20 protein-coding genes are annotated in these 20,072 nt (G+C 70.9%); 8 read left to right on the forward strand and 12 right to left on the reverse strand.

Annotation, left to right across the window (positions count from 1 at the left end):
• Positions 1–3 precede the first annotated feature (3 nt).
• The 3 genes from AB0H54_RS13540 to AB0H54_RS13550 are packed head-to-tail and all read right to left on the reverse strand — an operon-like array spanning position 4 to position 3,821.
• Positions 4–1,725 (reverse strand): aldehyde dehydrogenase family protein, encoded by a 1,722-nt coding sequence (locus AB0H54_RS13540; protein WP_357345427.1) that lies wholly within the window; start codon positions 1,723–1,725, stop codon positions 4–6.
• Positions 1,722–3,182: a flavin monoamine oxidase family protein gene (locus AB0H54_RS13545; protein ID WP_357345429.1), complete on the reverse strand. Its 1,461-nt coding sequence runs from the start codon at positions 3,180–3,182 to the stop codon at positions 1,722–1,724. The genes AB0H54_RS13540 and AB0H54_RS13545 overlap by 4 nt, the downstream gene beginning before the upstream one ends.
• An 18-nt stretch (positions 3,183–3,200) precedes the next feature.
• Positions 3,201–3,821 (reverse strand): TetR/AcrR family transcriptional regulator, encoded by a 621-nt coding sequence (locus AB0H54_RS13550; protein WP_357345430.1) that lies wholly within the window; start codon positions 3,819–3,821, stop codon positions 3,201–3,203.
• A 99-nt stretch (positions 3,822–3,920) separates the two neighbouring features.
• Here AB0H54_RS13550 and AB0H54_RS13555 point away from each other — a divergent pair, with 99 nt between their 5' ends.
• From AB0H54_RS13555 to AB0H54_RS13570, 4 genes are read left to right on the forward strand one after another with little or no spacing between them, the layout of a single operon-like run.
• Positions 3,921–4,520, forward strand: a complete 600-nt coding sequence (locus AB0H54_RS13555; protein ID WP_357345432.1) for a DUF1345 domain-containing protein — start codon at positions 3,921–3,923, stop codon at positions 4,518–4,520.
• Positions 4,521–4,576: 56 nt separating this feature from the next.
• Positions 4,577–5,056: a TrkA C-terminal domain-containing protein gene (locus tag AB0H54_RS13560; protein ID WP_355275672.1), complete on the forward strand. Its 480-nt coding sequence runs from the start codon at positions 4,577–4,579 to the stop codon at positions 5,054–5,056.
• A gap of 60 nt (positions 5,057–5,116) precedes the next feature.
• Positions 5,117–5,599 carry a TrkA C-terminal domain-containing protein gene (locus AB0H54_RS13565; protein ID WP_355275671.1) on the forward strand — a complete coding sequence of 161 codons (483 nt, stop codon included), beginning with the start codon at positions 5,117–5,119 and terminating at the stop codon, positions 5,597–5,599.
• A gap of 5 nt (positions 5,600–5,604) precedes the next feature.
• Positions 5,605–6,804, forward strand: coding sequence for a cation:proton antiporter (locus AB0H54_RS13570; RefSeq protein WP_357345435.1), 1,200 nt, complete (start codon positions 5,605–5,607; stop codon positions 6,802–6,804).
• 50 nt (positions 6,805–6,854) lie between these two features.
• On the opposite strand, the gene AB0H54_RS13575 is transcribed toward AB0H54_RS13570, so the two are convergent.
• Both AB0H54_RS13575 and AB0H54_RS13580 read right to left on the reverse strand, forming a co-directional pair.
• The gene (locus AB0H54_RS13575) at positions 6,855–7,508 is read right to left on the reverse strand and encodes a response regulator transcription factor (RefSeq protein WP_357345437.1); all 654 of its coding nucleotides are present in this window, start codon (positions 7,506–7,508) and stop codon (positions 6,855–6,857) included.
• The gene (locus tag AB0H54_RS13580) at positions 7,505–8,491 is read right to left on the reverse strand and encodes a histidine kinase (RefSeq protein WP_357345439.1); all 987 of its coding nucleotides are present in this window, start codon (positions 8,489–8,491) and stop codon (positions 7,505–7,507) included. Before AB0H54_RS13580 ends, AB0H54_RS13575 begins: the two co-directional genes overlap by 4 nt.
• Before the next feature lie 181 nt (positions 8,492–8,672).
• Between AB0H54_RS13580 and AB0H54_RS13585 the strand changes: the two genes are divergently transcribed.
• From AB0H54_RS13585 to AB0H54_RS13595, 3 genes are read left to right on the forward strand one after another with little or no spacing between them, the layout of a single operon-like run.
• Positions 8,673–8,942 (forward strand): hypothetical protein, encoded by a 270-nt coding sequence (locus AB0H54_RS13585; RefSeq protein WP_357345441.1) that lies wholly within the window; start codon positions 8,673–8,675, stop codon positions 8,940–8,942.
• Positions 8,943–8,948: 6 nt separating this feature from the next.
• Positions 8,949–9,407 (forward strand): CBS domain-containing protein, encoded by a 459-nt coding sequence (locus tag AB0H54_RS13590; protein WP_357345443.1) that lies wholly within the window; start codon positions 8,949–8,951, stop codon positions 9,405–9,407.
• Positions 9,408–9,416: 9 nt separating this feature from the next.
• Complete coding sequence (locus AB0H54_RS13595) at positions 9,417–10,700, forward strand: ArsB/NhaD family transporter (RefSeq protein ID WP_357345445.1); 1,284 nt, start codon at positions 9,417–9,419, stop codon at positions 10,698–10,700.
• Between the two features lie 10 nt (positions 10,701–10,710).
• On the opposite strand, the gene AB0H54_RS13600 is transcribed toward AB0H54_RS13595, so the two are convergent.
• From AB0H54_RS13600 to AB0H54_RS13630, 7 genes are all read right to left on the reverse strand, one after another.
• Positions 10,711–11,727, reverse strand: a complete 1,017-nt coding sequence (locus AB0H54_RS13600; protein ID WP_357345446.1) for an iron-siderophore ABC transporter substrate-binding protein — start codon at positions 11,725–11,727, stop codon at positions 10,711–10,713.
• Positions 11,728–11,788: 61 nt separating this feature from the next.
• Positions 11,789–12,601, reverse strand: a complete 813-nt coding sequence (locus tag AB0H54_RS13605; protein ID WP_357345448.1) for an ABC transporter ATP-binding protein — start codon at positions 12,599–12,601, stop codon at positions 11,789–11,791.
• Positions 12,598–13,617: an iron ABC transporter permease gene (locus AB0H54_RS13610; RefSeq protein WP_357345450.1), complete on the reverse strand. Its 1,020-nt coding sequence runs from the start codon at positions 13,615–13,617 to the stop codon at positions 12,598–12,600. The genes AB0H54_RS13605 and AB0H54_RS13610 overlap by 4 nt, the downstream gene beginning before the upstream one ends.
• On the reverse strand, positions 13,614–14,624 hold the full coding sequence (locus AB0H54_RS13615) for an iron ABC transporter permease (protein WP_357345452.1): 1,011 nt from the start codon (positions 14,622–14,624) through the stop codon (positions 13,614–13,616). The genes AB0H54_RS13610 and AB0H54_RS13615 overlap by 4 nt, the downstream gene beginning before the upstream one ends.
• Before the next feature lie 198 nt (positions 14,625–14,822).
• Positions 14,823–15,737 (reverse strand): formimidoylglutamase, encoded by a 915-nt coding sequence (gene hutG, locus AB0H54_RS13620; protein WP_357345454.1) that lies wholly within the window; start codon positions 15,735–15,737, stop codon positions 14,823–14,825.
• Positions 15,738–15,747: 10 nt separating this feature from the next.
• On the reverse strand, positions 15,748–16,923 hold the full coding sequence (gene hutI, locus AB0H54_RS13625; RefSeq protein ID WP_357345456.1) for an imidazolonepropionase: 1,176 nt from the start codon (positions 16,921–16,923) through the stop codon (positions 15,748–15,750).
• 13 nt (positions 16,924–16,936) lie between these two features.
• The gene (locus AB0H54_RS13630) at positions 16,937–18,373 is read right to left on the reverse strand and encodes a cytosine permease (RefSeq protein ID WP_357345747.1); all 1,437 of its coding nucleotides are present in this window, start codon (positions 18,371–18,373) and stop codon (positions 16,937–16,939) included.
• 246 nt (positions 18,374–18,619) lie between these two features.
• On the opposite strand from AB0H54_RS13630, the gene AB0H54_RS13635 reads away from it, so the two are divergent.
• Positions 18,620–20,032 carry an amino acid permease gene (locus tag AB0H54_RS13635; protein ID WP_357345457.1) on the forward strand — a complete coding sequence of 471 codons (1,413 nt, stop codon included), beginning with the start codon at positions 18,620–18,622 and terminating at the stop codon, positions 20,030–20,032.
• Positions 20,033–20,072: the final 40 nt, after the last annotated feature.

The following is a 20,072-nucleotide window of genomic DNA, read 5'->3' on the forward strand; positions in this document are numbered from 1 at the left end:
GGTTCACCCGCGCAGGGCCGAGGCGAACAGCGCCGGCAGCTTGCGCCACCGCGGCCGGGCGACGAAGCCGGTGAGCAGGCGGCCGGTGGTCGCGGCGGTCCGGTTCGTGACGAACCACGGCGGCACCGGCGACAGCGACACCTCCCCGTGCAGCAGCGAGCGCGGCGCCGGGCGGAACGGCCCGGTGACGACGGTGCGTTCGGCGCCGTCGAGGAGCAGGGCGTTGTGGACCACCCCGATGCCGCTGCGCACGTCGTCGAGGGTGTGCCCGGGGAAGGCGCCCCAGGTGGCGCGCGGGGTCAGGTAGCCGACACCGGTCCACGCGTTGATACCGATGGTGCCGTAGCGCAAGGTGGCCACCGCCCGGTGCAGCCGGTCGCCGAGGGCCCTGATGGTGCCGGGGTGCGCGATGATGTTGGCGCCCAGGGTGCCGTGCAGCCGGTCGTTGGCGGCGGCGACGGCGGCGTCGAGGAACGCGGCGCCGGTCCCCGGCAGCTCCGCCACCCCGAGCACCGGGCCGAAATATTCGGCGGTGAAAGCGGATTCTTCGGGATCGCTGAGGTCGAGCCCGGTCAGCAGGGTGCGTTCCGGCGTGCCGCCGACCTTGTCGGCGGTGGGGTGCAGCTCCCGCGCGGAGCGCACCCGGTCGTTGCTGCCCGGGTACCAGGCGGGCCGGGCGGGCGCGGCCGCCAGTGCCCGGCGCAGGGCGGCGAGGAATTCGTCCTTCTGCGCCCAGTCCGCGCTGAGCAGCACGATCTGCCCGGCGATACAGTTGCTGCCGCTGTTGTGCAGGCGCTGGGTCGCCACGTGTTCGGCCTGGAAGCGCAGATCGGCCGCCGACCAGTCGCCCGGCACGACGATGATGGGGGCGACACCGCCGAGCTCGCTGGTCATCGGCTTGTCGAGGATCGGGGTGCCCGCGGCCTTCGCCGCCACCCCGGCCGCGCCGGTGCCCCAGACGACGGCGTCATGGGTCGCCTCGCTGCCGGTCATGTGCACGGCGGTGATGCCCGGGTGATACGCCAGGGCGGCACCGACCTCGGGTCCGCCGGTGACGATCTCCACCAGGTCGCGCTCGATCAGCGGGGCGAAGATCGCCCGGAACACCGGTGCCAGCGCGTCGGTCGTCGGATTGAGTTTCAGGACGGCGGTGCGGTTCTCGGCGAAGAGCTGGTGCAGCACGTCCAGGGGCGCGATCGAGAAGATATTGCCCGCGCCCAGCACCAGGGCCACCCCGTCGGTGGCTTCCGGTGTGCGCTGTCCGAGTCCGATGCCCGCGCGCAGCCGCGTTTCGGTGGTGCCGGGGGTGGTCCACACCTCGGCCCGGTAGCCGTTGAGCAGCAGCTGGTCGGCGAGGCCGCCCGGCAGCACGCGGACGGTGAGCCGATCGCCGGGCGCGGTCCCGAGGCGGTAGCCCGCCAGGACGTCCGAGCCCCGGGCCAGCCGGCGCAGGGTGTCCTGGAGGGCCTGGGTGTAGCCGATCAGGGCGTACGGTCCGCTGATCCATTCCTCGCCGACCAGCGGTGAGGACGGGTCGAGCTGCTTGACGGCGGCGGCGACGCGGACCCACTCCGCGGCCTGCGCCGCCGCGGCCTCGCCGACCTCCAGGAGCAGGTCGCGGCGCGCCACCAGGGGGAGCGCGGCCCAGGTCTGCTCGCCCGCACCGAGCCTGCGGACGATCTCGTCGATGCCGGTCGACGCGGCGGTGCTGTTGTCGTTCGTCATGCGCTGCGACCCTCGGTTCGGGAGTGCGCGGTGAGCACTTCGTCGGCCGCGCGATAGCCGGAGCGGACGGCGCCGTCCATGTAGCCGTTCCAGACCGTGGCGGTCTCCGCGCCGGCCCAGTGGATCCGGTCGATCGGTGCGGCCAGGGCCGTGCCGTATTGGGTCCAGACGCCGGCGCCGAGGCGCCCGCCGTAACAGCCGCGGGTGAATTCCTCGGCGTTCCAATCCTGTTCGACCAGGTCGAACGGCTCGGCGGCCTGCGGGCCGAAGTACTTCACCAGCGCCGAGACGACGAGTGCGCGCCGTTCCCCGGCGGTCAGCAGCGCGGCGGTCCGGGCGTGCGCGCCCTCGATGAAGCCGACCAGCACGCCACAGGAACCGTCCTGCGGTGAGTTGTCCAGCACGAGTCCGAAGGCGTCGTCGACGCTGAGCGCGAACCCGTTGAGCCCGTCGGCCCGCCAGAACGGCGTCTCGTAGCCGACCTGGAACTTGATCACCGAACCGGCGGGCATCTGCTGGGTGAGCCCGTCGCGCAGGGCGGGCAGCGGCGGCACGTAGCGCAGCCGGCCCGCCAGCGTCGGCGGCACCGCGACGATCACCCGATCGGCCGTGACGCTGCCACCCTCGTACTCGACGACCACGCCGTCGGCGTCCTGCCGGATCGTCCGCACGACCGTGCCGAGCCGGACCGCGTCGCCCAGCTCGGCGGCGATCCGCTCGCTGATCAGATGGGTACCGCCGGTCACCCGGCGTTCCTGGGCGCCGCCGGTGGTCGCGACCAGGGTGGCGAGGCTGGTGCCCGACCGGAGGTAGAACAGGAAGTGCAGCAGCGACATCTCGGGCGACTCCGCCGAGAACAGCGCGGGCACCAGCAACCGGAAGAAGCGCCGGGCGAGGACGTCCTCGGTGTTCGCGCACAGCCAGGTGTCGAGCGTCTGCCGGTCGAATTCCTCGGCGCCGTCGGTCTCCCACGGTGTGTCGGTGGTGATCGAGGCGGCGAGGGTCTCCAGCTCCACCCACAACCGGCCGACTTCGGCGGCCGTCTCGTCGGGGAGGCCGAACGTCTCGTCGGTGTACCGGATGACGGCGCCGTCGACGACGGTCAGCCCCGCGCCCTCGTCGAAGGTCGCGAAGGTCGACAGGCCCAGCTCGGCGACGAGTTCGGCGATGACGTCCTGGGTCGGGCCGATCCACTGACCGCCCAGCTCCACCGGCACCCCGTTGCGCAGCGCACCGCCCATGGTCCGTCCGCCCACGCGATCGCGTGCCTCCAGCACGGCCACGGTCTTGCCCGCGGCGACCAGCGTGCGCGCCGCGCTCAAGCCCGCGAGTCCGGCGCCGATCACGGCGACATCGACCTGCTGCATTTCTCTGCCCTCGATTAAAAGTCGGTCGGTTGTATGACTGTTGTGACAGAGGTTACTGCCGGGCAGAGGGGCATGCAACCCCCAATTCATACAAGCGACCGGAAAATTTCAATCGGTGGGCGTGGTGGTCTCCCGCGCGCCGGTCAGCGCGATGAACATGTCGATGGCGACGTCGAGGTCGGCCCTGGCCCTGGCCTGATGGGGGTCGGCCACGTACTGCACGATCAGCCCGTCCACGGTCGCCAGCATGACCCTGGCGAGCCGGGCGAACGGCACGGCGCAGGTCTCGCCGGCGCGGTGCGCGGCCTGCTGGCACCAGTCGGCCACGACGCTGCCGTAGCGCTCGTACTGCCAGCGTGCGAGGGCTTCCTGGCCGGGCGTGCGCAGGGCGTAGGTGACCAGTTCGTACTGCATGAGCTGCAGGCCCGACCGGTCGACCACCAGGCGCTCCCAGAACTGGGTGAAGCCGGAGCGGATCGCGTGCGCCAGGCCGTGCTCCAGATCGGTGGTCTCGGCCAGCACCGCCGCGATCTCGTCGACGACGTCCTCGATCACCGCGCGCAGCAGCTGTTCCTTCGACGGGAACACGTACTGCAGGGTGCCGAGCGGCACCTCGGCCTCGGTGGCGACCGCGCGCAGTGACGTCCCGGCCACACCGTGGCGTTCCAGCGCGCTGCGGGCCGCGCTCACCAGCTGGGTGCGCCGGACCGACGCCTCGACATACACCATCTCGACTCCTCGAATTCGGTCAACAGACCGAATTCTCTCACGGTGCGGGTCGGCCGTGTCGCTGCCGGGAACCGGGGGCGCGTGGTAGAGCTGGCAGGCATGAGTCGCACGCTGCTGTGGGTATTGGAACTGAGCGTGACCGTGCTCGGGCTGATCTGGCTGCTCCTGCTGTCCTGGAGCGGGTCGGGGATCGGCGTCCTGGTGGTGTGGAACGTGCTGGCGCTGGCCTACGTCGCGGCCGGCTGGCTACTGCTGAGCAGGCAGCTGCCCGACTCGCCCGCCGACGATCTCACCACGGGGTGGATCGGTCCGCGCTGGTACGCGACGACGATGGCGCTGGTGGCCAGCGGCTCCGGCCTGACCGCGGGCATGATCCTGATCGCGGGGGACGACCAGCCGGTGCGGCAGGCCGTGTCGGCGGCCACGGTGCTCACGTCGTGGCTGCTGCTGCACAGCGCGTTCGCCCAGATCTACGCCCGCGCGTACTTCCCGGGCGGCGGACTGGATTTCCCCGAGTGCGCGGTGCCGGAGCTGGCCGAGTTCGTCTACTTCTCCTTCACCATCGGCACCTCGTTCGCGGTCTCGGACGTGACCGTGGTGAAACGCTCGATGCGCAGGCGGGTCACCGCGCACAGTGTGCTCAGCTTCTTCTTCAACGCGGCCGTGGTGGCGATCGCCATCGACTGGCTCACGGGGTGAACGCCGGGTAACGGGGTAGGGCTGGTGTTATTCGGAAGTCGTCGTACTGTGAGGGCGTGAACATCGATGTGACGCCTCTCCCGGGGATCGGCGTGTGCAAGGACTTTCCGCTGGTCGAGGCGCGCCGGCGGATCGGCGTGATCGAGCACCGTGACGGTTCGGTCGACCTGGTGGTCTCGCGGCCGGGTGACTACGACACCACCACCTCGATTCCGCTGTCCGGCACCGAGATCGGTGTCCTGGCCGGGCTGCTCGGGGCGCCGCAGGTGGTGCAGAAGAGCCGGGACGTCCCCGTCGTCGGTGAGCTCTCGACCAGGCAGTTCGCGATCGATCGGGGCAGCCCGTTCGACGGTCGTCCGTTGCGCGACACCGCGATGCGCACCCGCACCAAGGCCTCGGTCGTCGCGGTGGTGCGCGCCGGTGACGTGACCCCATCGCCCGGAACGGATTTCACCTTCATCGCCGGTGATCTGGTGGTCGTGGTCGGCACCGACGAGGGCCTCGACGCCGCTGGAAGGTTGCTCGACCAGGGCTGAGCCCCCGTGCGAATGGTAAAGAGAAGGTAAGGTATCGCCTAGCTGAGGTTAGGTGATCCAATGAATGTAGATGTGACTTCCCTGCCGGGAATCGGTGTCCGGAAAGAGTTTTCGCTGACGAAGGTGGACCGCCGGATCGGCGTCGTCGACCACCGGGACGGCGGAACCGACCTGATATTCACCAAGGTCGGCGACCCGGACACGACCGTGCAGGTGCCCCTGTCCGAGACCGAGGCGCGCACGCTGGCGAGCCTGCTCGGCGCGCCCCAGTTGGTGGCGCAACTGCGCGAGGAGCACCGCGAACTCGACGGAGTGAGCACCCGGTCGCTGCCGGTGCCGCCGAACTCGCCCTACGCCGGGCGGCGACTGGGCGAGACCGAGATGCGGACCAGAACCCTCGCCTCGATCGTCGCGGTCCTGCGGGCGGGTCAGGTACACGCCTCGCCCGGACCCGAATTCGGGTTCGTCGGTGGGGACATGGTCGTCGTGGTCGGCACCAACGCCGGGCTCGACGCCGCCGCCGCGATTCTCTCCGACGGCTGAGCGCGGTGCAGCTCACGGGAACCGCGCTGGCTTTGATCCAGTTGGGGGCGGTGTTCTTCGGGTTGGGGGTACTCGGGCGGATCGCGGCGAAGGTCGGCCTCTCGCCGATTCCGCTCTATCTGCTCGGCGGTCTGGTCTTCGGCACCGGCGGCCTGATCGAATTGCACGAGGTGGAGGACTTCATCCATCTCGCCAGCGAGATCGGTGTCGTCCTGCTGCTTCTGCTGCTCGGCTTGGAGTACACCGCCGGTGAACTCGTCACGGGCATGCGCAAATCGTGGACGGCGGGTCTGCTCGATCTGGTGCTCAACGCGACGCCGGGGGTGATCGTCGCGCTCATGCTCGGATTGGGTCCGACCGGGGCGATCGCGATGGCGGGCGTCACCTACATCTCCTCGTCCGGCATCGTCGCCAAGGTGCTCAACGACCTGGGCAGGCTGGGCAACCGTGAGACGCCGACGATCCTGTCGATCCTGGTGTTCGAGGATCTGGCGATGGCGATCTACCTGCCGGTGCTGACCGCGGTGCTGGCCGGTGTCGGCTTCGTGGCCGGCCTGACCACGGTGGGGATCGCGCTGGTCGCGGTGACGGTGGTGCTCGTCGTCGCGCTGCGCTACGGCAAGTACGTCTCCGCGATCGTGGCCAGCGAGGATCGGGAGATCTTCCTGCTCAAGCTGCTCGGTTCGGCGCTGCTGGTGGCCGGGGTGGCCTCGGCGGTGCAGGTGTCGGCGGCGGTCGGGGCGTTCCTGCTCGGTATCGCGATCTCCGATTCCACCGCCCACGACGCCACCAAGATCCTCGAGCCGCTGCGTGATCTGTTCGCGGCCATGTTCTTCGTGCTGTTCGGTCTGAGCACCGATCCGCGGACGATTCCGCCGGTGCTCGGCTGGGCGGTGCTGCTGGCCGTGGTGACGACCGCGACCAAGATCGCCACCGGCTGGTGGGCGGCCAAACGCGCGGGCGCCTCGCAGCTGGGCCGGGCGCGGGCCGGTACCGCGCTGGTCGCGCGCGGTGAGTTCTCGATCGTCATCGCCGGTCTGGCCGTGGCCGCGGGCGCGGTGCCCGACGAGTTCGCCGCGCTGGCGACGACCTATGTGCTGCTGATGGCGATCATCGGCCCGATCGCGGCGCGCATCGTGGAGCCGGTCATGCGGGTCACCGTCGCGCGCAAGCAGGCGCTGCGGGCGGACCCGGTCACCGAGTGAGCGCTGTCGTCGGCCCTCGCGTCTGTCCGGCGCGGGGGCCGTCGGCGTTCTCACGGCTCGATCAGCCCGGCCCGGATCGCGTATCTGGTGAGCTCGAGCCGGTCGCGCAGCCCCAGTTTCTGCAGGATGTTGGCCCGGTGCCGGTCGACGGTCTTCGCGCTGATCACCAGGGTGGCCGCGATATCGCGGGCCGAGTGCCCCTCGGCGATGAGCTTGAGCACCTCCTCCTCGCGCGGGGTCAGGATCGCGTCCGGCAGCGTCGCGCCCTGCCGGGCCAGCTGCAGGTAGTCGCGCACCAGGGCGGTGACCGCGCCCGGGTAGAGGAAGGACTCGCCGCGCATGGTGGCCCGGCACGCCTCGATCAGGTCGCGGTCGGCCACCGACTTGAGCACGTAGCCGGACGCGCCCGCCTTCAGCGATTCGAAGAAGTACTGCTCGTTGTCGTACATCGACAGCATCAGGATCCGCACGCCCGGCCGGGTGCGGGCGATCTCGCGGGCGGCCTGGATGCCGGTCATCCGCGGCATGGCGATGTCGAGGATGACCAGGTCGATCCCGTCCTGCGCGAGCGCGGTCACCGCGTCGAACCCGTTGGCCGCCTCCGCGACCACCCGCAGGTCCGGTTCGTTGTCCAGGATCATCCGCAGGCCGCTGCGGACCAGGGCGTGGTCGTCGGCCAGCAGGATCCGGGTCGGCGCGGTCATGTCGACGCTCCGTTCCGCCGCACGGGAACGGCGAGTTCGACGGCGGTCCCCCCGGCGACCGGGGACGTGATGGTGAGCGTCGCGTCGATCAGCATGGCGCGCTCGCGCATGCCGCGGATGCCCGCCCCGTCCTGGACGACGCCGCCGCGCCCGTTGTCGGAGACCCGCAGCAGCACGGTGCCCGCGCGCGGGGTCAGCCGCAGATGGACCTCGTCGGCGCCCGCGTGCCGCAGCACATTGGTCAGGCTCTCCTGGGCGATCCGGTAGCAGACCAGCTCGACGTTCGGGTCCAGCCGGGAGATGTCCGGGTCCAGGTGCCGGTGCACGGGAATGGCCGCGGTGCGGGTGAATTCGTGACAGAGCGCGTTGATCGCGCTGTGCAGTCCCAGGTCCTCGAGCACGTCGGGGCGCAGCCGCGAGGCGATCCCGCGGACCTCGTCCAGGCATCCGCGCACCGTCTCCTGCGCCTCCTCGACCTCTTCGCGCAACTCCGCGGGCGCCCGGTCGAGCACTCGTTTGAGCCGCAGGAGCGCCACGGTCAGGCTCTGCCCGATCTCGTCGTGCAGCTCACGGGCGATGCGCTGACGCTCGCCCTCCTGGGCGGCCAGCGCCGTGGCCCCGGCGACCGAACGCTCGGCCTCGAGCCGGTCGAGCATGGCGTTGAACGTCTCGATCAGGTGGTGGAAGTCGCCGCTCGCGTGCCGGTCCAGCCGGTCGCTGCGGTGCGGCGGGTCGACCCGCCGCATCGAGGCGACGAGTTCGTCGAGCGGGGCGAAGCTCCGGCGCAGCGCGATCGCGTTGGCGGTGAGGATCACCGCCAACCCGATCAGCAGCACCGGGATCTCGGTCAGCCGGACCCGCGCCGAGACGGTGGCGGGGGAGAACGCCAGGACCAGCGTGCCGAGGGTGAAGACGACCCCGTTGAGCAGGCACACCCGCCAGAACAGGGCCGTCACCGGAGTTCGGGCTGCTGAACGGCTCATACGACCCAGCATGCTGGCGCGCCCGCGCTGTTGTCCATGGGGTCCGGCACCCATTCCGCGCTCGGCTGGTCGATACCGCGGCGCCGGGAAATGGGTGTCACGGCCGATGGTGGCGCCAGGCCCGGCGCCCGAGACTCGGTGGTGGACGCATTCCACCAGGTCAGGAAGGACTCGCTCGCCGATGGACACCGATCGCACGACGATCCCCGGCACCGGCGTGCTGTACGGCTTCCGCACCCGGCGCGGCACCCGCTTCGCGTTGCTGACGGAACCGACCGGCACCCGGCACCTGCTCACCTACGCCCCCGGCAGCGACGAGCCCGCCGCCGACATCGCGCTGGCGCCCGACGAGGCCGACCAGGTCGCCGAGCTGCTGCACAGCAGTTCGGTCCGCGACCGGCTCGCCCGGCTCGAACGGCGCCTCGACCACCTGAGCACGGACCGGGAGTGATCCGCCGTGCGCGCCAGGGACATCGCGATGAACCTGCCGACGGTGCGGCCCAGCGACCCGGTCGCGCGGGCGGTGCGGCTGATGGTGGTCAACCGGCTGCCCGGTCTGATCGTCGTCGACGCGGCCGACCGGCCCGTCGCCGTGCTGCCCGGCACCCAGGTGCTGCGCCTGGTGATCCCGGGCTCCTACCAGAGCGATCCGTCGCTGGTACGCACGATCGACGAGGTGCACGCCGATCTGTTCTGGCAGGAACCCGGCAGTCTCACCGTCGGTGACTGCCTGCCCGACGGCGCGGTGACCCCGGCGACCGTCACCCCGGACGCGACCCTGCTCGAGATCGCGATCCTGATGGCGCGCAAGCACAGTCCGCTGTTGGCCGTGGTCGACCGCTCGCGCACCCTGTGCGGGGCGATCACGCTGGAGCGGCTGCTGACCAGCCTGGCCGTCGTCGGCCCCGGCGACTGAGGCGCGACGATGGCCGCCGCCCTCGCCGTGCTGATCTTCGTGGTCGCCTTCTTCTTCATCGCCACGGAGAAGGCCGACAAGGTCAAGACCGTGCTCATCGCGGCGGGCTTGATGGCGGTGTTCGGGCTGATCCCCGGCGAGGAGGTGTTCTTCTCGCCGCACGAGGGCATCGACTGGAACGTCATCTTCCTGCTGCTCGGGATGATGATCATCGTCGGGGTGGTCAAGCAGACCGGGCTGTTCGACTACCTGGCCATCTGGTCGGCCAAGCGCTCGCGCGGCAACCCGTACCGGCTGATGGTGATGCTCATGCTGATCACCGCGGTGGCCTCGCCGTTCCTCGACAACGTCACCATCATCATGCTGGTGGCGCCGGTGACGCTGGTGGTGTGCCGCAGGCTCGGTATCGCCGCGCAGCCGTTCCTCATCGCCGAGGTGCTGGCCGCGAACATCGGTGGCGCGGCGACGCTGATCGGCGACCCGCCCAACATCATCATCGCCAGCCGGGCCGGGCTGAGCTTCAACGACTTCCTGGTGCACATGGCCCCGATCGTCGTGCTCACCTTCGTAGTGTTCGTCGCGCTCACCCGGCTGCTGTTCCGCTCGGCGCTGCGCACCGATCCCGGTTCGGTCGACGCGGTGATGGCCCTGCGGGAACGCCGCGCGATCCGCGACCCGAAACTGCTGGTCCGATCGCTGATCGTGCTGGCCGGGGTGATAATCGGATTCTGCCTGCACAGCGTCGTGCACGTCGCGCCCTCGGTGATCGCGCTGGTCGGCGCGGGCACCATGGTGCTGGTCTCGGGCCTGGACATCGGCGAGATCCTGCACGAGGTGGAATGGCCGACGCTGGTGTTCTTCATGGGCCTGTTCGTCATGGTCGCCGGGCTCGTGCACACCGGCGTGATCGCGGCCATCGGCGCCGCCGCGATCGACCTGGTCGGTGACGACTACTTCCTGGCCGCGACCGCCCTGGTCTTCGGGTCGGCGCTGCTCGGGGCCTTCGTCGACAACATCCCCTACACCGCCACCATGGCGCCGGTGGTCGAGGACATCGTCGCCGGTGCCCCCGACCCCGAGACCGGGCGATCGCTGTGGTGGGCCTTCGCCCTCGGCGCCGACTTCGGCGGCAACGGCACCGCCGTCGCGGCCAGCGCGAACGTCGTCGCCCTCGGCATCGCCGCCCGCGCCGGCCAGCGCATCTCCTTCTGGCAGTTCACCCGATACGGCATCCTGGTCACCGTGCTCAGCACGACGATGGCCTGGATCTACGTCTGGGTGCGCTACTTCTGATCCGGCGAGCTCACTCGGCGGGCAGCGGCACGCCGGTCGCCTGGGCGATGTCGGCCAGCATCCGCTGGGCCGCCTGCACGCCGATGCCCGACATCCAGGTCTCGTCCGGCACCTCGAACACCTTGCCGTTCTTCACCGCGGCCAGATCGCGCCACACGGGGCTGCTGGTGACGGCGTTCTTGGGGGTCTTGCCCGGATCGTCGATGGTGGCGACGAAGATCAGGTCGGCGTCGGCGCCGTCGATCTGTTCCGGGCTCACCTCGAGCATGGTCTTCTTGGCGTCGGTCGAGACCTGGTTGGCCGGGCGGTTCAGGCCGACGTCGGTCAGCACGACACCGCTGAACGACTGCGTCAGGTAGAGCCGGGTCGGACCGGCCAGGAAGCGGACCACCGAGGCCGACGGCGCGGTCCCGTTGTTCTTCGCGGCGATCGCCGCGCCCAGCGCCCGCGCGCGGGCCTCGTACTTGCGCAGCGCGTCGGCGGCGGGCTGGTCCAGGCCGAGGGCCTTGCCGTGCACGGCCAGGTTGGCCTTCCACGGGCCGCCGGTGGTCTCGGTGAACACCGTCGGCGCGATGCCGCTGAGCTTGTCGTAGATCTTCTCGTGCCGGATCTTCGAGGACAGGATCAGATCGGGCTTCAGCGAGGCGATGCGCTCGAGGTTCGGCTCCAGCAGCGGGCCGACGTCGGTGACGCCGTCCAGGCCCGCTTTCAGGTAGTCGGGGAAGCCGCCCGCGGTCTTGGTGTGCGGGATGACCGCGCCGACCGGGGTCACGCCGAGCAGCGTGGTCGAATCGAGTTCGGCGGTGTCGAGGACGACCACGCGCTGCGGGACCCGCGGGATGGTCACCTGGCCCATGACGGTGTCGAGGGTGCGCGGGAAGCTCGCGGCGTCGGCGGCGGTGTTCGTGCCACCGGTGGTGGCGGTGTCGGTGCCGCAGCCGACGAGCGTGCCGAGCGCGAGCAGCGCGCCCGCGGCCACGGTGCCTGCCCGGCGGACTCCGCGGGCGCGGAGACGTCGAAGGGACATGACGGTCCTCATTTCTGGTGGGGGACAGGGCGACCCGGAACGGGGTCGCCGGGGCGGGAGGTCAGACGCGGGCGCGGGCGGCGCGGCCGAGCGGAACCACCAGGGGGGTCCCGGTTTCCGGATCGGGGATCACCCGGCACTCGACGTCGAAGACGGTGCGCACGAGGTCGGCGTCGAGGACCTCGGCGGGCGGTCCGGCCGCGGCCAGCGCGCCGTCGCGCAGGACCACCAGGTGGTCGGCGTAGCGGGCGGCCTGGCCGAGATCGTGCAGCACCATGATCACCGTGCGGCCCGCGTCGGCGTTGAGGTCGGCGACCAGATCGAGCACGTCGAGTTGATGGCGCAGATCCAGGAAGGTGGTCGGCTCGTCGAGCAGCAGCAGATCGGTGTCCTGGGCGAGTGCCAGGGCGATCCAGGCCCGCTGGCGCTGGCCGCCGGAGAGCTGGTCGACGGGCAGGTCGCGCAGCGCCGTGGTGCCGGTGCGCGCCATGGCCTCCTCGACCGCCGCCTGATCACTCGCCGACCAGGGCCGCAGCATCTTCTGGTGCGGATACCGGCCCAGGCGTACCAGCGCTTCGACGGTGATCGCCTCGGGGGTGATCGGCTGCTGGGGGAGCAGGCCAAGCCGCAGGGCCAGGGTGCGCGCGGACATCCGGTGGATATCGGCACCGTCGAGGGTGACGGTGCCGCCCGCCGGACGCAGCAACCGGGTCAGGCCGCGCAGCAGCGTCGACTTGCCGCAGGCGTTGGGGCCGACGATCGCGGTGACGGCGTGTCCGGGCAGCACCAGGTCGAGCCCGTCGATCACGGTGCGCTCGCCGTAGCGCAGCGCCAGTGCGCGGGTGGCGAGTTCGTTGCTCGGTCGCTCGGTCATGCGTTCCTCCGATTCGCCGGGTTGCTGTCGCGCACGAGCAGCCACAGCAGCCACGGTGCGCCGACGGTCGTGGTGACGACGCCGACCGGCAGTCCCCGCACCGGCAGCAGGTTCTGCGCGACGAAGTCGGCGGCGGTGAGCAGGGTCGCGCCCGCCAGTCCGGTGACGGCGAGGGTCGCCGCCGTCGGCGGCCCGCACAGCAGCCGCACCAGCTGCGGGACCGCCAGCGCGACGAACACGATCGGCCCGGAGATGGCCACCGCCAGCGCGGCCAGCGCCACGGCGGTGCACAGCAGCCGCAGCCGCGCGCCGGAGACGCCGACCCCGAGTCCGCCCGCCGAGTCGTCCCCGAGATCGAGCACCGCCAGGGTGCGGTACTGCACGACCAGCGCGACCAGCACGACGACGGAGCCGAGGGCAGCGCCGGTGACCTCCGGCCAGGTCCGGCCGTAGAGCGACCCGGCGGTCCAGTGCATCGCCGAACCCGCCAGTTCCCTGGGGAAGCGCACGATCACCAGATTCACCGCGGCGGCGAGCCCGGCCTGGATCGCCAGGCCGACCAGCACCAGCCGGGCCGTGGACAGCTGTGAGCGCCAGCCGATCGCGCCGAGGGCGACCGCGGCCACCATGCCGCCCGCCAGCGCGGCGAGCGGAATCGAGTACTGGCTCGCGCCGGCGGCCAGCACGACCACCGCGCCGAGCGAGGCGCTACCGGTCACGCCGATCACGTCGGGGGAGGCGAGCGGATTGCGGAACAGTCGTTGCAGCACGCCGCCCGCGACGGCCAGGCCGGCGCCCGCGACGACCCCGGCCGCGATCCGGGGCGCCCGGAACTCCTGCACCACGTAGACGTCACCGCGATCGCCGAGGCCGACCGCGGCCCGCAGGGCGGTGATCGCGTCCATCGGCACCTCGCCGGTGGCCAGCGCGATGGTCACGAGCGCGAGCAGCGCGACGGCCAGGACCACGGCGAGCAGCCGGACCCGCGCGGTCGTCGAGGTCATCAGGGTGGTCATCGGCGCACCTTCCGCGTCGCGAGCACCGCCAGCAGCGGGGCGCCGAGGAACGCCGTGACGATGCCGACTTCGACCTCGGTCGGGCGCATGATCATCCGGCCGACGATGTCGGCGCTCAGCAGCAACAACGGCCCGGCCAGCAGGCAGCCGGGCACCAGCACCCGGTGATCGGTGCCCGCGACCAGGCGCACCAGGTGCGGCGCGGCGAGCCCGACGAACGCGATCGGCCCGGCCACCGCCACCGCGGTACCGGCCAGCAGGACCACCGCGACCATGCCCGCGACCCGGATGCGGGTGACGGGCACGCCCAGCGCCTCGGCCGCCTCGTCGCCGAGGGCCAGCGCGTTGAGCCCGGTGGTGATCGCCAGCCCGACGACGGCGCCGACCGCGAACAGTGGCAGCAGCGGAACCAGTACCGACAGTTCGCGTCCCGCGATCGAACCGACCAGCCAGAACCGGGCCTCGTCGAGGGTGCGCTCGCTGAAGAGCAGGACCGCCGAGGTCCACGAGGCCAGCACCAGCTGCACGACGGTGCCGCCCAGCACCAGCCGGATCGGGTCCAGGTCACCGGCCCGGCGGCCGAGCGCGAGGGTGGTCGCCGCCGCGGCGGCGGCACCGGCGAAGGCGAACCAGACGTACTGTCCCGGCTGGCTCAGGCCCAGCGCGTAGATGGCGGTGACCACCGCGAGCGCCGCGCCCGCGTTGATGCCGAGCGTCGTCGGCGCGGCCAGCGGGTTGCGGCTGACTCCCTGCACGATGGCGCCCGCCAGTCCCAGCGCCGCCCCGACCACCAGTCCGACCACCGTTCGCGGCCACCGCATTCCGGTGACCACCGCCGCGTCGCGATCGGTGCCGTGGCCGAGGATCGCGTCGACGACGGTGCCGACGGGCACCGACCGCGAGCCGAGCGCGAGGCTCAGCACGACGCACAGCGCCAGCGCGGCGGCACCGAGCGCGAAGAGCGCGAGATTGCGCAGCGCCGGACTGCGCAGAGCGGGAGTGGACACGGTGGGCATTCCTCATCGCGCACGACCGAGCGCGCCTGGCCGTCGGGCAGGCGGAAGACGCTGTGGTGCATGCGGATCGGTCGGCGGGCGGGTGCGGGACGACGGCGCGGTCGTCACCACCGCCGAGATGCGAAGGTTGCGAACCGGATCGCGGCAGACTTTAGGGTAGGCAAGCCTTAATGTGCAAGACCGTCGATCTCAGCCACGGACGTGCCGGGTGACCAGACGGTGCAGCAGCCGGGCCGCGGTCCGCGCGGTGCGCTGGTCGATGTCGAGGTCCGGATTGAGTTCGGCGACATCGACGACGGCGAGTTTGCCACTGGCGGTGACCTGGTCGCAGACGGCCTGGATCGTCGGCAGCGGCACGCCGAACGCGGCGGGGGCGCTGACTCCCGGCGCGACCGCGGCGGGCAGGACGTCGAGATCGATGGTCAGGTAGAGCAGATCGATCCCCGCCAGGAACTCCGCCACGAACGCGGCGGCGCGGTCCGGCGCGCAGTCGTCGTCGAGCAGATACCGCACGCCGAACCGATCGGCGGTGTCGAACAGGATCGTGGTGTTGCTGGGCTGACTGATCCCGAGCACCGCGTACCGCACGTCGGGATCCTGGTCGAGGATCTGCCGGAACGGCGTCCCCGAGCTGGGCACGGGATCGGGGCGCAGGTCGAAATGCGCGTCCAGGTTGAGGATTCCGACGACGGTGCCGGGTGTGCGCCGGGCCGCGCCCGCCACGCCGAGATAGGTACCGTAGGCGACTTCGTGCCCGCCGCCGAGCACGATCGGGAAGGCACCGGCGTCCAGCAGGTCCGACACCGTCGCACCGAGCAGGCGCTGGCCGTCTTCGAGCCGGCCGTCGGTGACCGCGACGGTGCCCGCGTCGTAGGCGCGCAGGGGTGCGCCGAGCGCCATCGGCGACAGCGCGCGGCGCAATGCCTCCGGGCCCCGGGCCGCGCCCGTTCTGCCCTTGTTGCGCCGCACCCCTTCGTCACTGGCGAAGCCGACGAACACGCACGCGCCGGGATCGGCGCCCGGCGCGTAGGGTGCCACGGCCTGATGCCAGCGCAGGTGCTCGGGTGTGGCGCCGTCGATCCGGCCGGTCCATGCGGATGTCATCGGGCAGACCTCATTTCGTCGCGGCGAGCGCGCCCGCGCGCCACACCCGGTCGATCAGCGGGACACCGGGGCGATAGGCCAGGTGCAGGTGGGAGGGCGCGTCCAGCGCGATCGCGTCGGCGCGCGCACCGGGCGTCAGCGCGCCGATATCGGTGCGGCGCAACGCACGCGCGCCGCCCGCGGTCGCCGCCCAGACGGCTTCGTCGGGCGTCATGCGCAGGTCACGCACAGCCAGCGCGATACAGAACGGCAGGCTCGTCGTGTAGCTCGTGCCGGGATTGCAGTCCGCGCCCAGCGCCACGGTGACGCCCGCGTCGAGCAGGGCCCGCGCGTCGGGATAGCTGTTGCGGGTGCAGAAGTCGGCGCCGGGCAGCAGCGTGGCCACGGTCTCGCTGCCCGCCAGGGCGTCGATGTCGGCGGCGGTCACATGCGTCACGTGATCCACCGACGCGGCACCGAGTTCCACCGCCAGCCGCACACCGGGACCCTGGTGCAGCTGGTTGCCGTGCACCCGCGGCACCAGGCCGTGCGCGATGCCCGCCGAGAGCACGGCGTGCGCCTGGTCGCGGTCGAACGCGCCCTGCTCGCAGAACACATCGATCCACCGGGCGTGCGGCGCGCACGCCGGGATCATCTCGGCGCACACCATCGCGACGTAGTCGTCGGCGCGACCGGCGTACTCCGGCGGCGGCACGTGCGCGGCGAGCAGGGTCACCTCGTCGGTGAACCGGCCCGCGATCCGCACGCTGCGCAGTTCGTCGGCCACGGTCTGGCCGTAGCCGCTCTTGCATTCGACCGTGGTGCTGCCCGCGCGCAGCGACTCGTCCATCAGCCGCGCCACATTCGCGGCGAGCTGCTCGTCGGTCGCCGCGCGGGTGGCCGCGATGGTGGTGCGGATGCCGCCGGCGCCGTACGGGCGCCCGGCCATCCTGGCCGCGAACTCCTCGGCGCGCTCGCCCGCGAACACCAGGTGCGAATGGGTCTCGACGAAGCCGGGGAGCACGGCGCGCCCGCCGAGGTCGACGCCGGTGTCGGCGGCGGGCGCGGCGGCGCTGTCGCCGACCCACACCACCGTCGCGTCGTCGAAGACGACGGCGGCGTCGCGGCGCAGGCCGAGCGGGCCGTCACCCAGGGCGGGGTCGTTGGTGACCAGGGTGCCGATGCCGGTCAGTGCGGTGGTGGGCACTGGGGGAGTCCTCCTAGGTGCGGGTGTCGACCATGTCGGTGTGCGCGGGGTAGATCATCCGCGCGGGCGGGTGGGCGGTGCGGCGCGCGACCGGGTAGTAGATCGCCGCGGTGAACACGATGCCGACGATCCAGGAGATGTCGGCGCCGCCGAGCAGATCCGTGATCGGACCGGTGTAGAGCTTCTGCGCCAGGAACGGGATCTGGGCCACCACACCGAGGCCGTAGCAGGCCAACGCGGGCACGTTCCAGGCGCCGTAACGGCCGTTCGGGTCGTAGAGCGCGGGCAGGTCGACCCGTTCCTTCGAGATCAGGTAGTAGTCGATCAGGTTGATCGCGCTCCACGGCGTGAACACCATCAGCAGCACGAGCACGAAGTTCTTGAAATTGTTCAGGAAGTCCGCGCTGGCGGCGATCGCGATCACCATCGACACTCCGACGAACCCGACGATGTAGAGCGTGCGGGCGCGGGTGGAGATCTGCGAGCGCCCGTCGAACGCGGTGACGGTGGTCAGGATGGACATGAACCCGCCGTAGGCGTTGAGCACGTTGACCGTCAGCTTGCCCACCACGATCACCAGGTACACGCAGAACGCGAGCACGGCGGGCCCGGCCAGGTGCCCGAGGAACCCGACCTGGTCGGCGAGGAAGGCCTTGCCCGCGACCGCGGCCACCAGCGCGCCGAAGGTCATCGCCCACTGCGAGCCGAGCACGCTGCCCAGGAACGTCGACCAGAAGGTGGTGCGCTCGCTGGTGCTGCGCGGCAGGTAGCGGGAGTAGTCGGCGACGTACGGGCCGAAGGTCAGCTGCCAGCCCGCGCCGAGCGAGATGGCGAGCAGGAAGGTGACGATGTCGAAGCCGATCACCCCGACGAAGTCGCCGACCGGGTACTCCGCGAACAGCCGCACCGTCAGGTAGGTGAAGCCGACGATCCCGATCACGGTCGCGATCCGCCCGACGACATGGATCAGCCGATACCCGGTGACCGCGACGAACGCCGTCAGCGCGCCGAAGATCACGATGCCGATCACCGGATTGTCCACGTGCAGCATGTTGTTCACCGCCTGCCCGGCCAGCACCGTGCCGGTCGCGGCGAAGCCCAGGTACATCAGGATCACCAGCACCAGCGGCACGACCGCGCCCTTGACCCCGAACTGGGCCCGGCTCGAGATCATCTGCGGCAACCCCATCCGCGGGCCCTGCGCCGAGTGCAGCGCCATCACCACGCCGCCGAGGACGTTGCCGAGCAGCAGCCCGACGATCGCCCACAGCGCGTCGGCTCCGAACACCACCGCCAGCGCGCCGTCGACGACCGCCGTGATTTGCATGTTCGCCCCGAACCAGAGGGTGAACTGACTGCGTGGCGTGCCGTGCCGTTCGCTGTCGGGGACGACGTCGATGGTGCGGCGTTCGGGGGTGAGGAGGTCCTCGGAACTGCCGGAGCTGGTCATAGCGGCCTGTCTTTCTGCGGTGACGCCGTCGAGCGTGGGACCGGCGCGTGTGCGCTGGATCACGTCCGATATGTATATGCCTGTATAGACAGGTACGTCAAGCGCTAGGCTGCCCGGCGACCGGCCGTGCGTTGACATAGCTGTATATACAGGTTTATACATGTAACGGTCGTTGTGACCGGCCCCACAGGCGAATCCGCCGGGTATCACCCGATCCGTGCGCCTTTCCGATCCCGGGAGAATGGTTTGAACAAGCCCGTTGCTGTGCTGACGCGCGGACTCACCGCGCGTCACATCCGTTTCATCGCGCTCGGCTCGGCCATCGGCACCGGCCTGTTCTACGGCTCGGCGGAGGCCATCCACCGGGCGGGCCCGTCGGTGCTGCTCGCCTACCTGATCGGCGGCGCCGCGATCTACATCGTGCTGCGCGCGCTCGGCGAGATGGCGGTGAGCAACCCGGTCTCCGGTTCGTTCGGCGAGTACGCCAGCAAGCACCTCGGCCCGCTGGCCGGCTTCGTGACCGGCTGGACCTACACCTTCGAGATGCTCATCGTGTGTCTGGCCGACGTCACCGCGTTCGGCGTCTACATGGGCTTCTGGTTCCCCGACGTGCCCCGGTGGATCTGGGTGCTGTCGATCATCTTCTTCATCGGCGCGATCAACCTGCTCAGCGTGAAGGTGTTCGGCGAGGTCGAGTTCTGGTTCAGCCTGGTCAAGATCGTCGCCATCGTGGCCATGATCGCCGGCGGCATCGCCATCCTGATCTTCGGCTTCGGCATCCACGACACCAGCGGCGGCGTGCAGAACCTGTGGGCCGACGGCGGCTTCTTCCCGACCGGCTTCGGCGGCTTCGTCGCCTGCTTCGCGATCGTCATGTTCGCCTTCGGCGGCACCGAGATCATCGGCATCACCGCGGGCGAGGCCGAGGACCCGCAGCGCACCATCCCGCGCGCGATCAACACGGTGCCGGTCCGGATCATCCTGTTCTACGTCCTCACCCTCGCGGTGATCATGGCGATCAATCCGTGGCAGACCATCGGCGACGAGGGCAGCCCGTTCGTGCAGATCTTCCAGAGCCTGGGCCTCGGCCCCGCGGCCGCCGTGCTGAACGTCGTGGTGATCACCGCGGCGCTCTCGGCCATCAACAGCGACATCTTCGGCGCGGGCCGGATGATGTACGGCATGGCCCAGCGCGGTCAGGCGCCGGCGGTCATGCGGCGGGTCTCGCGCAACGGGGTGCCGTGGATGACGGTGGTCATCATGACCGTCACCCTGCTGGTCGGCGTGCTGCTCAACTACCTGATCCCGGACAAGGTGTTCCTGGTGATCGCCTCGATCGCCACCTTCGCGACCATCTTCGTCTGGTTGATGATCCTGTTCTCGCACTACCGCTCGCGGCAGCGGATGTCGGCCGCCGAGGTCGCCGCGCTGAAGTTCCCGGTCCCGCTGTGGCCCTACGGCCAGCTGATCACCATCGGCTTCCTGGTGTTCGTGATCGCGGTGATCGCCTTCGACGCCGACAGCCGGGTGGCGCTGGTCGTCGGCGCGGTCTGGCTGGTCCTGCTGTGGGTGGCCTACCGGCTCTGGGTCCGTCCGGCCCCGGCGCCGGAGGTGCCCGAACCGGTCGCGGCGCCGGATCCCGTCGCCGATATCGCCTGAGAAACCTGGTCCCGCACATCGTTCGGAATGGAGAAAACAT

This window comes from Nocardia sp. NPDC050718 (assembly GCF_040654235.1).
Taxonomy (GTDB): domain Bacteria; phylum Actinomycetota; class Actinomycetes; order Mycobacteriales; family Mycobacteriaceae; genus Nocardia.

Excerpts from the sequence above, each read along its gene's own strand:
- AB0H54_RS13575 (WP_357345437.1), bottom strand. The coding sequence starts at position 7,508 with ATGACCGCGCCGACCCGGATCCTGCTGGCCGACGACCACGCCCTGGTC.
- AB0H54_RS13550 (WP_357345430.1), bottom strand. The coding sequence starts at position 3,821 with ATGGTGTATGTCGAGGCGTCGGTCCGGCGCACCCAGCTGGTGAGCGCG.
- AB0H54_RS13540 (WP_357345427.1), bottom strand. The coding sequence starts at position 1,725 with ATGACGAACGACAACAGCACCGCCGCGTCGACCGGCATCGACGAGATC.
- AB0H54_RS13610 (WP_357345450.1), bottom strand. The coding sequence starts at position 13,617 with ATGACCACCCTGATGACCTCGACGACCGCGCGGGTCCGGCTGCTCGCC.
- AB0H54_RS13555 (WP_357345432.1), top strand. The coding sequence starts at position 3,921 with ATGAGTCGCACGCTGCTGTGGGTATTGGAACTGAGCGTGACCGTGCTC.
- AB0H54_RS13580 (WP_357345439.1), bottom strand. The coding sequence starts at position 8,491 with ATGAGCCGTTCAGCAGCCCGAACTCCGGTGACGGCCCTGTTCTGGCGG.
- AB0H54_RS13600 (WP_357345446.1), bottom strand. The coding sequence starts at position 11,727 with ATGTCCCTTCGACGTCTCCGCGCCCGCGGAGTCCGCCGGGCAGGCACC.
- AB0H54_RS13565 (WP_355275671.1), top strand. The coding sequence starts at position 5,117 with ATGAATGTAGATGTGACTTCCCTGCCGGGAATCGGTGTCCGGAAAGAG.
- hutG (WP_357345454.1), bottom strand. The coding sequence starts at position 15,737 with ATGACATCCGCATGGACCGGCCGGATCGACGGCGCCACACCCGAGCAC.
- AB0H54_RS13585 (WP_357345441.1), top strand. The coding sequence starts at position 8,673 with ATGGACACCGATCGCACGACGATCCCCGGCACCGGCGTGCTGTACGGC.
- AB0H54_RS13605 (WP_357345448.1), bottom strand. The coding sequence starts at position 12,601 with ATGACCGAGCGACCGAGCAACGAACTCGCCACCCGCGCACTGGCGCTG.
- AB0H54_RS13545 (WP_357345429.1), bottom strand. The coding sequence starts at position 3,182 with ATGAATTGGGGGTTGCATGCCCCTCTGCCCGGCAGTAACCTCTGTCAC.
- AB0H54_RS13630 (WP_357345747.1), bottom strand. The coding sequence starts at position 18,373 with ATGACCAGCTCCGGCAGTTCCGAGGACCTCCTCACCCCCGAACGCCGC.
- AB0H54_RS13595 (WP_357345445.1), top strand. The coding sequence starts at position 9,417 with ATGGCCGCCGCCCTCGCCGTGCTGATCTTCGTGGTCGCCTTCTTCTTC.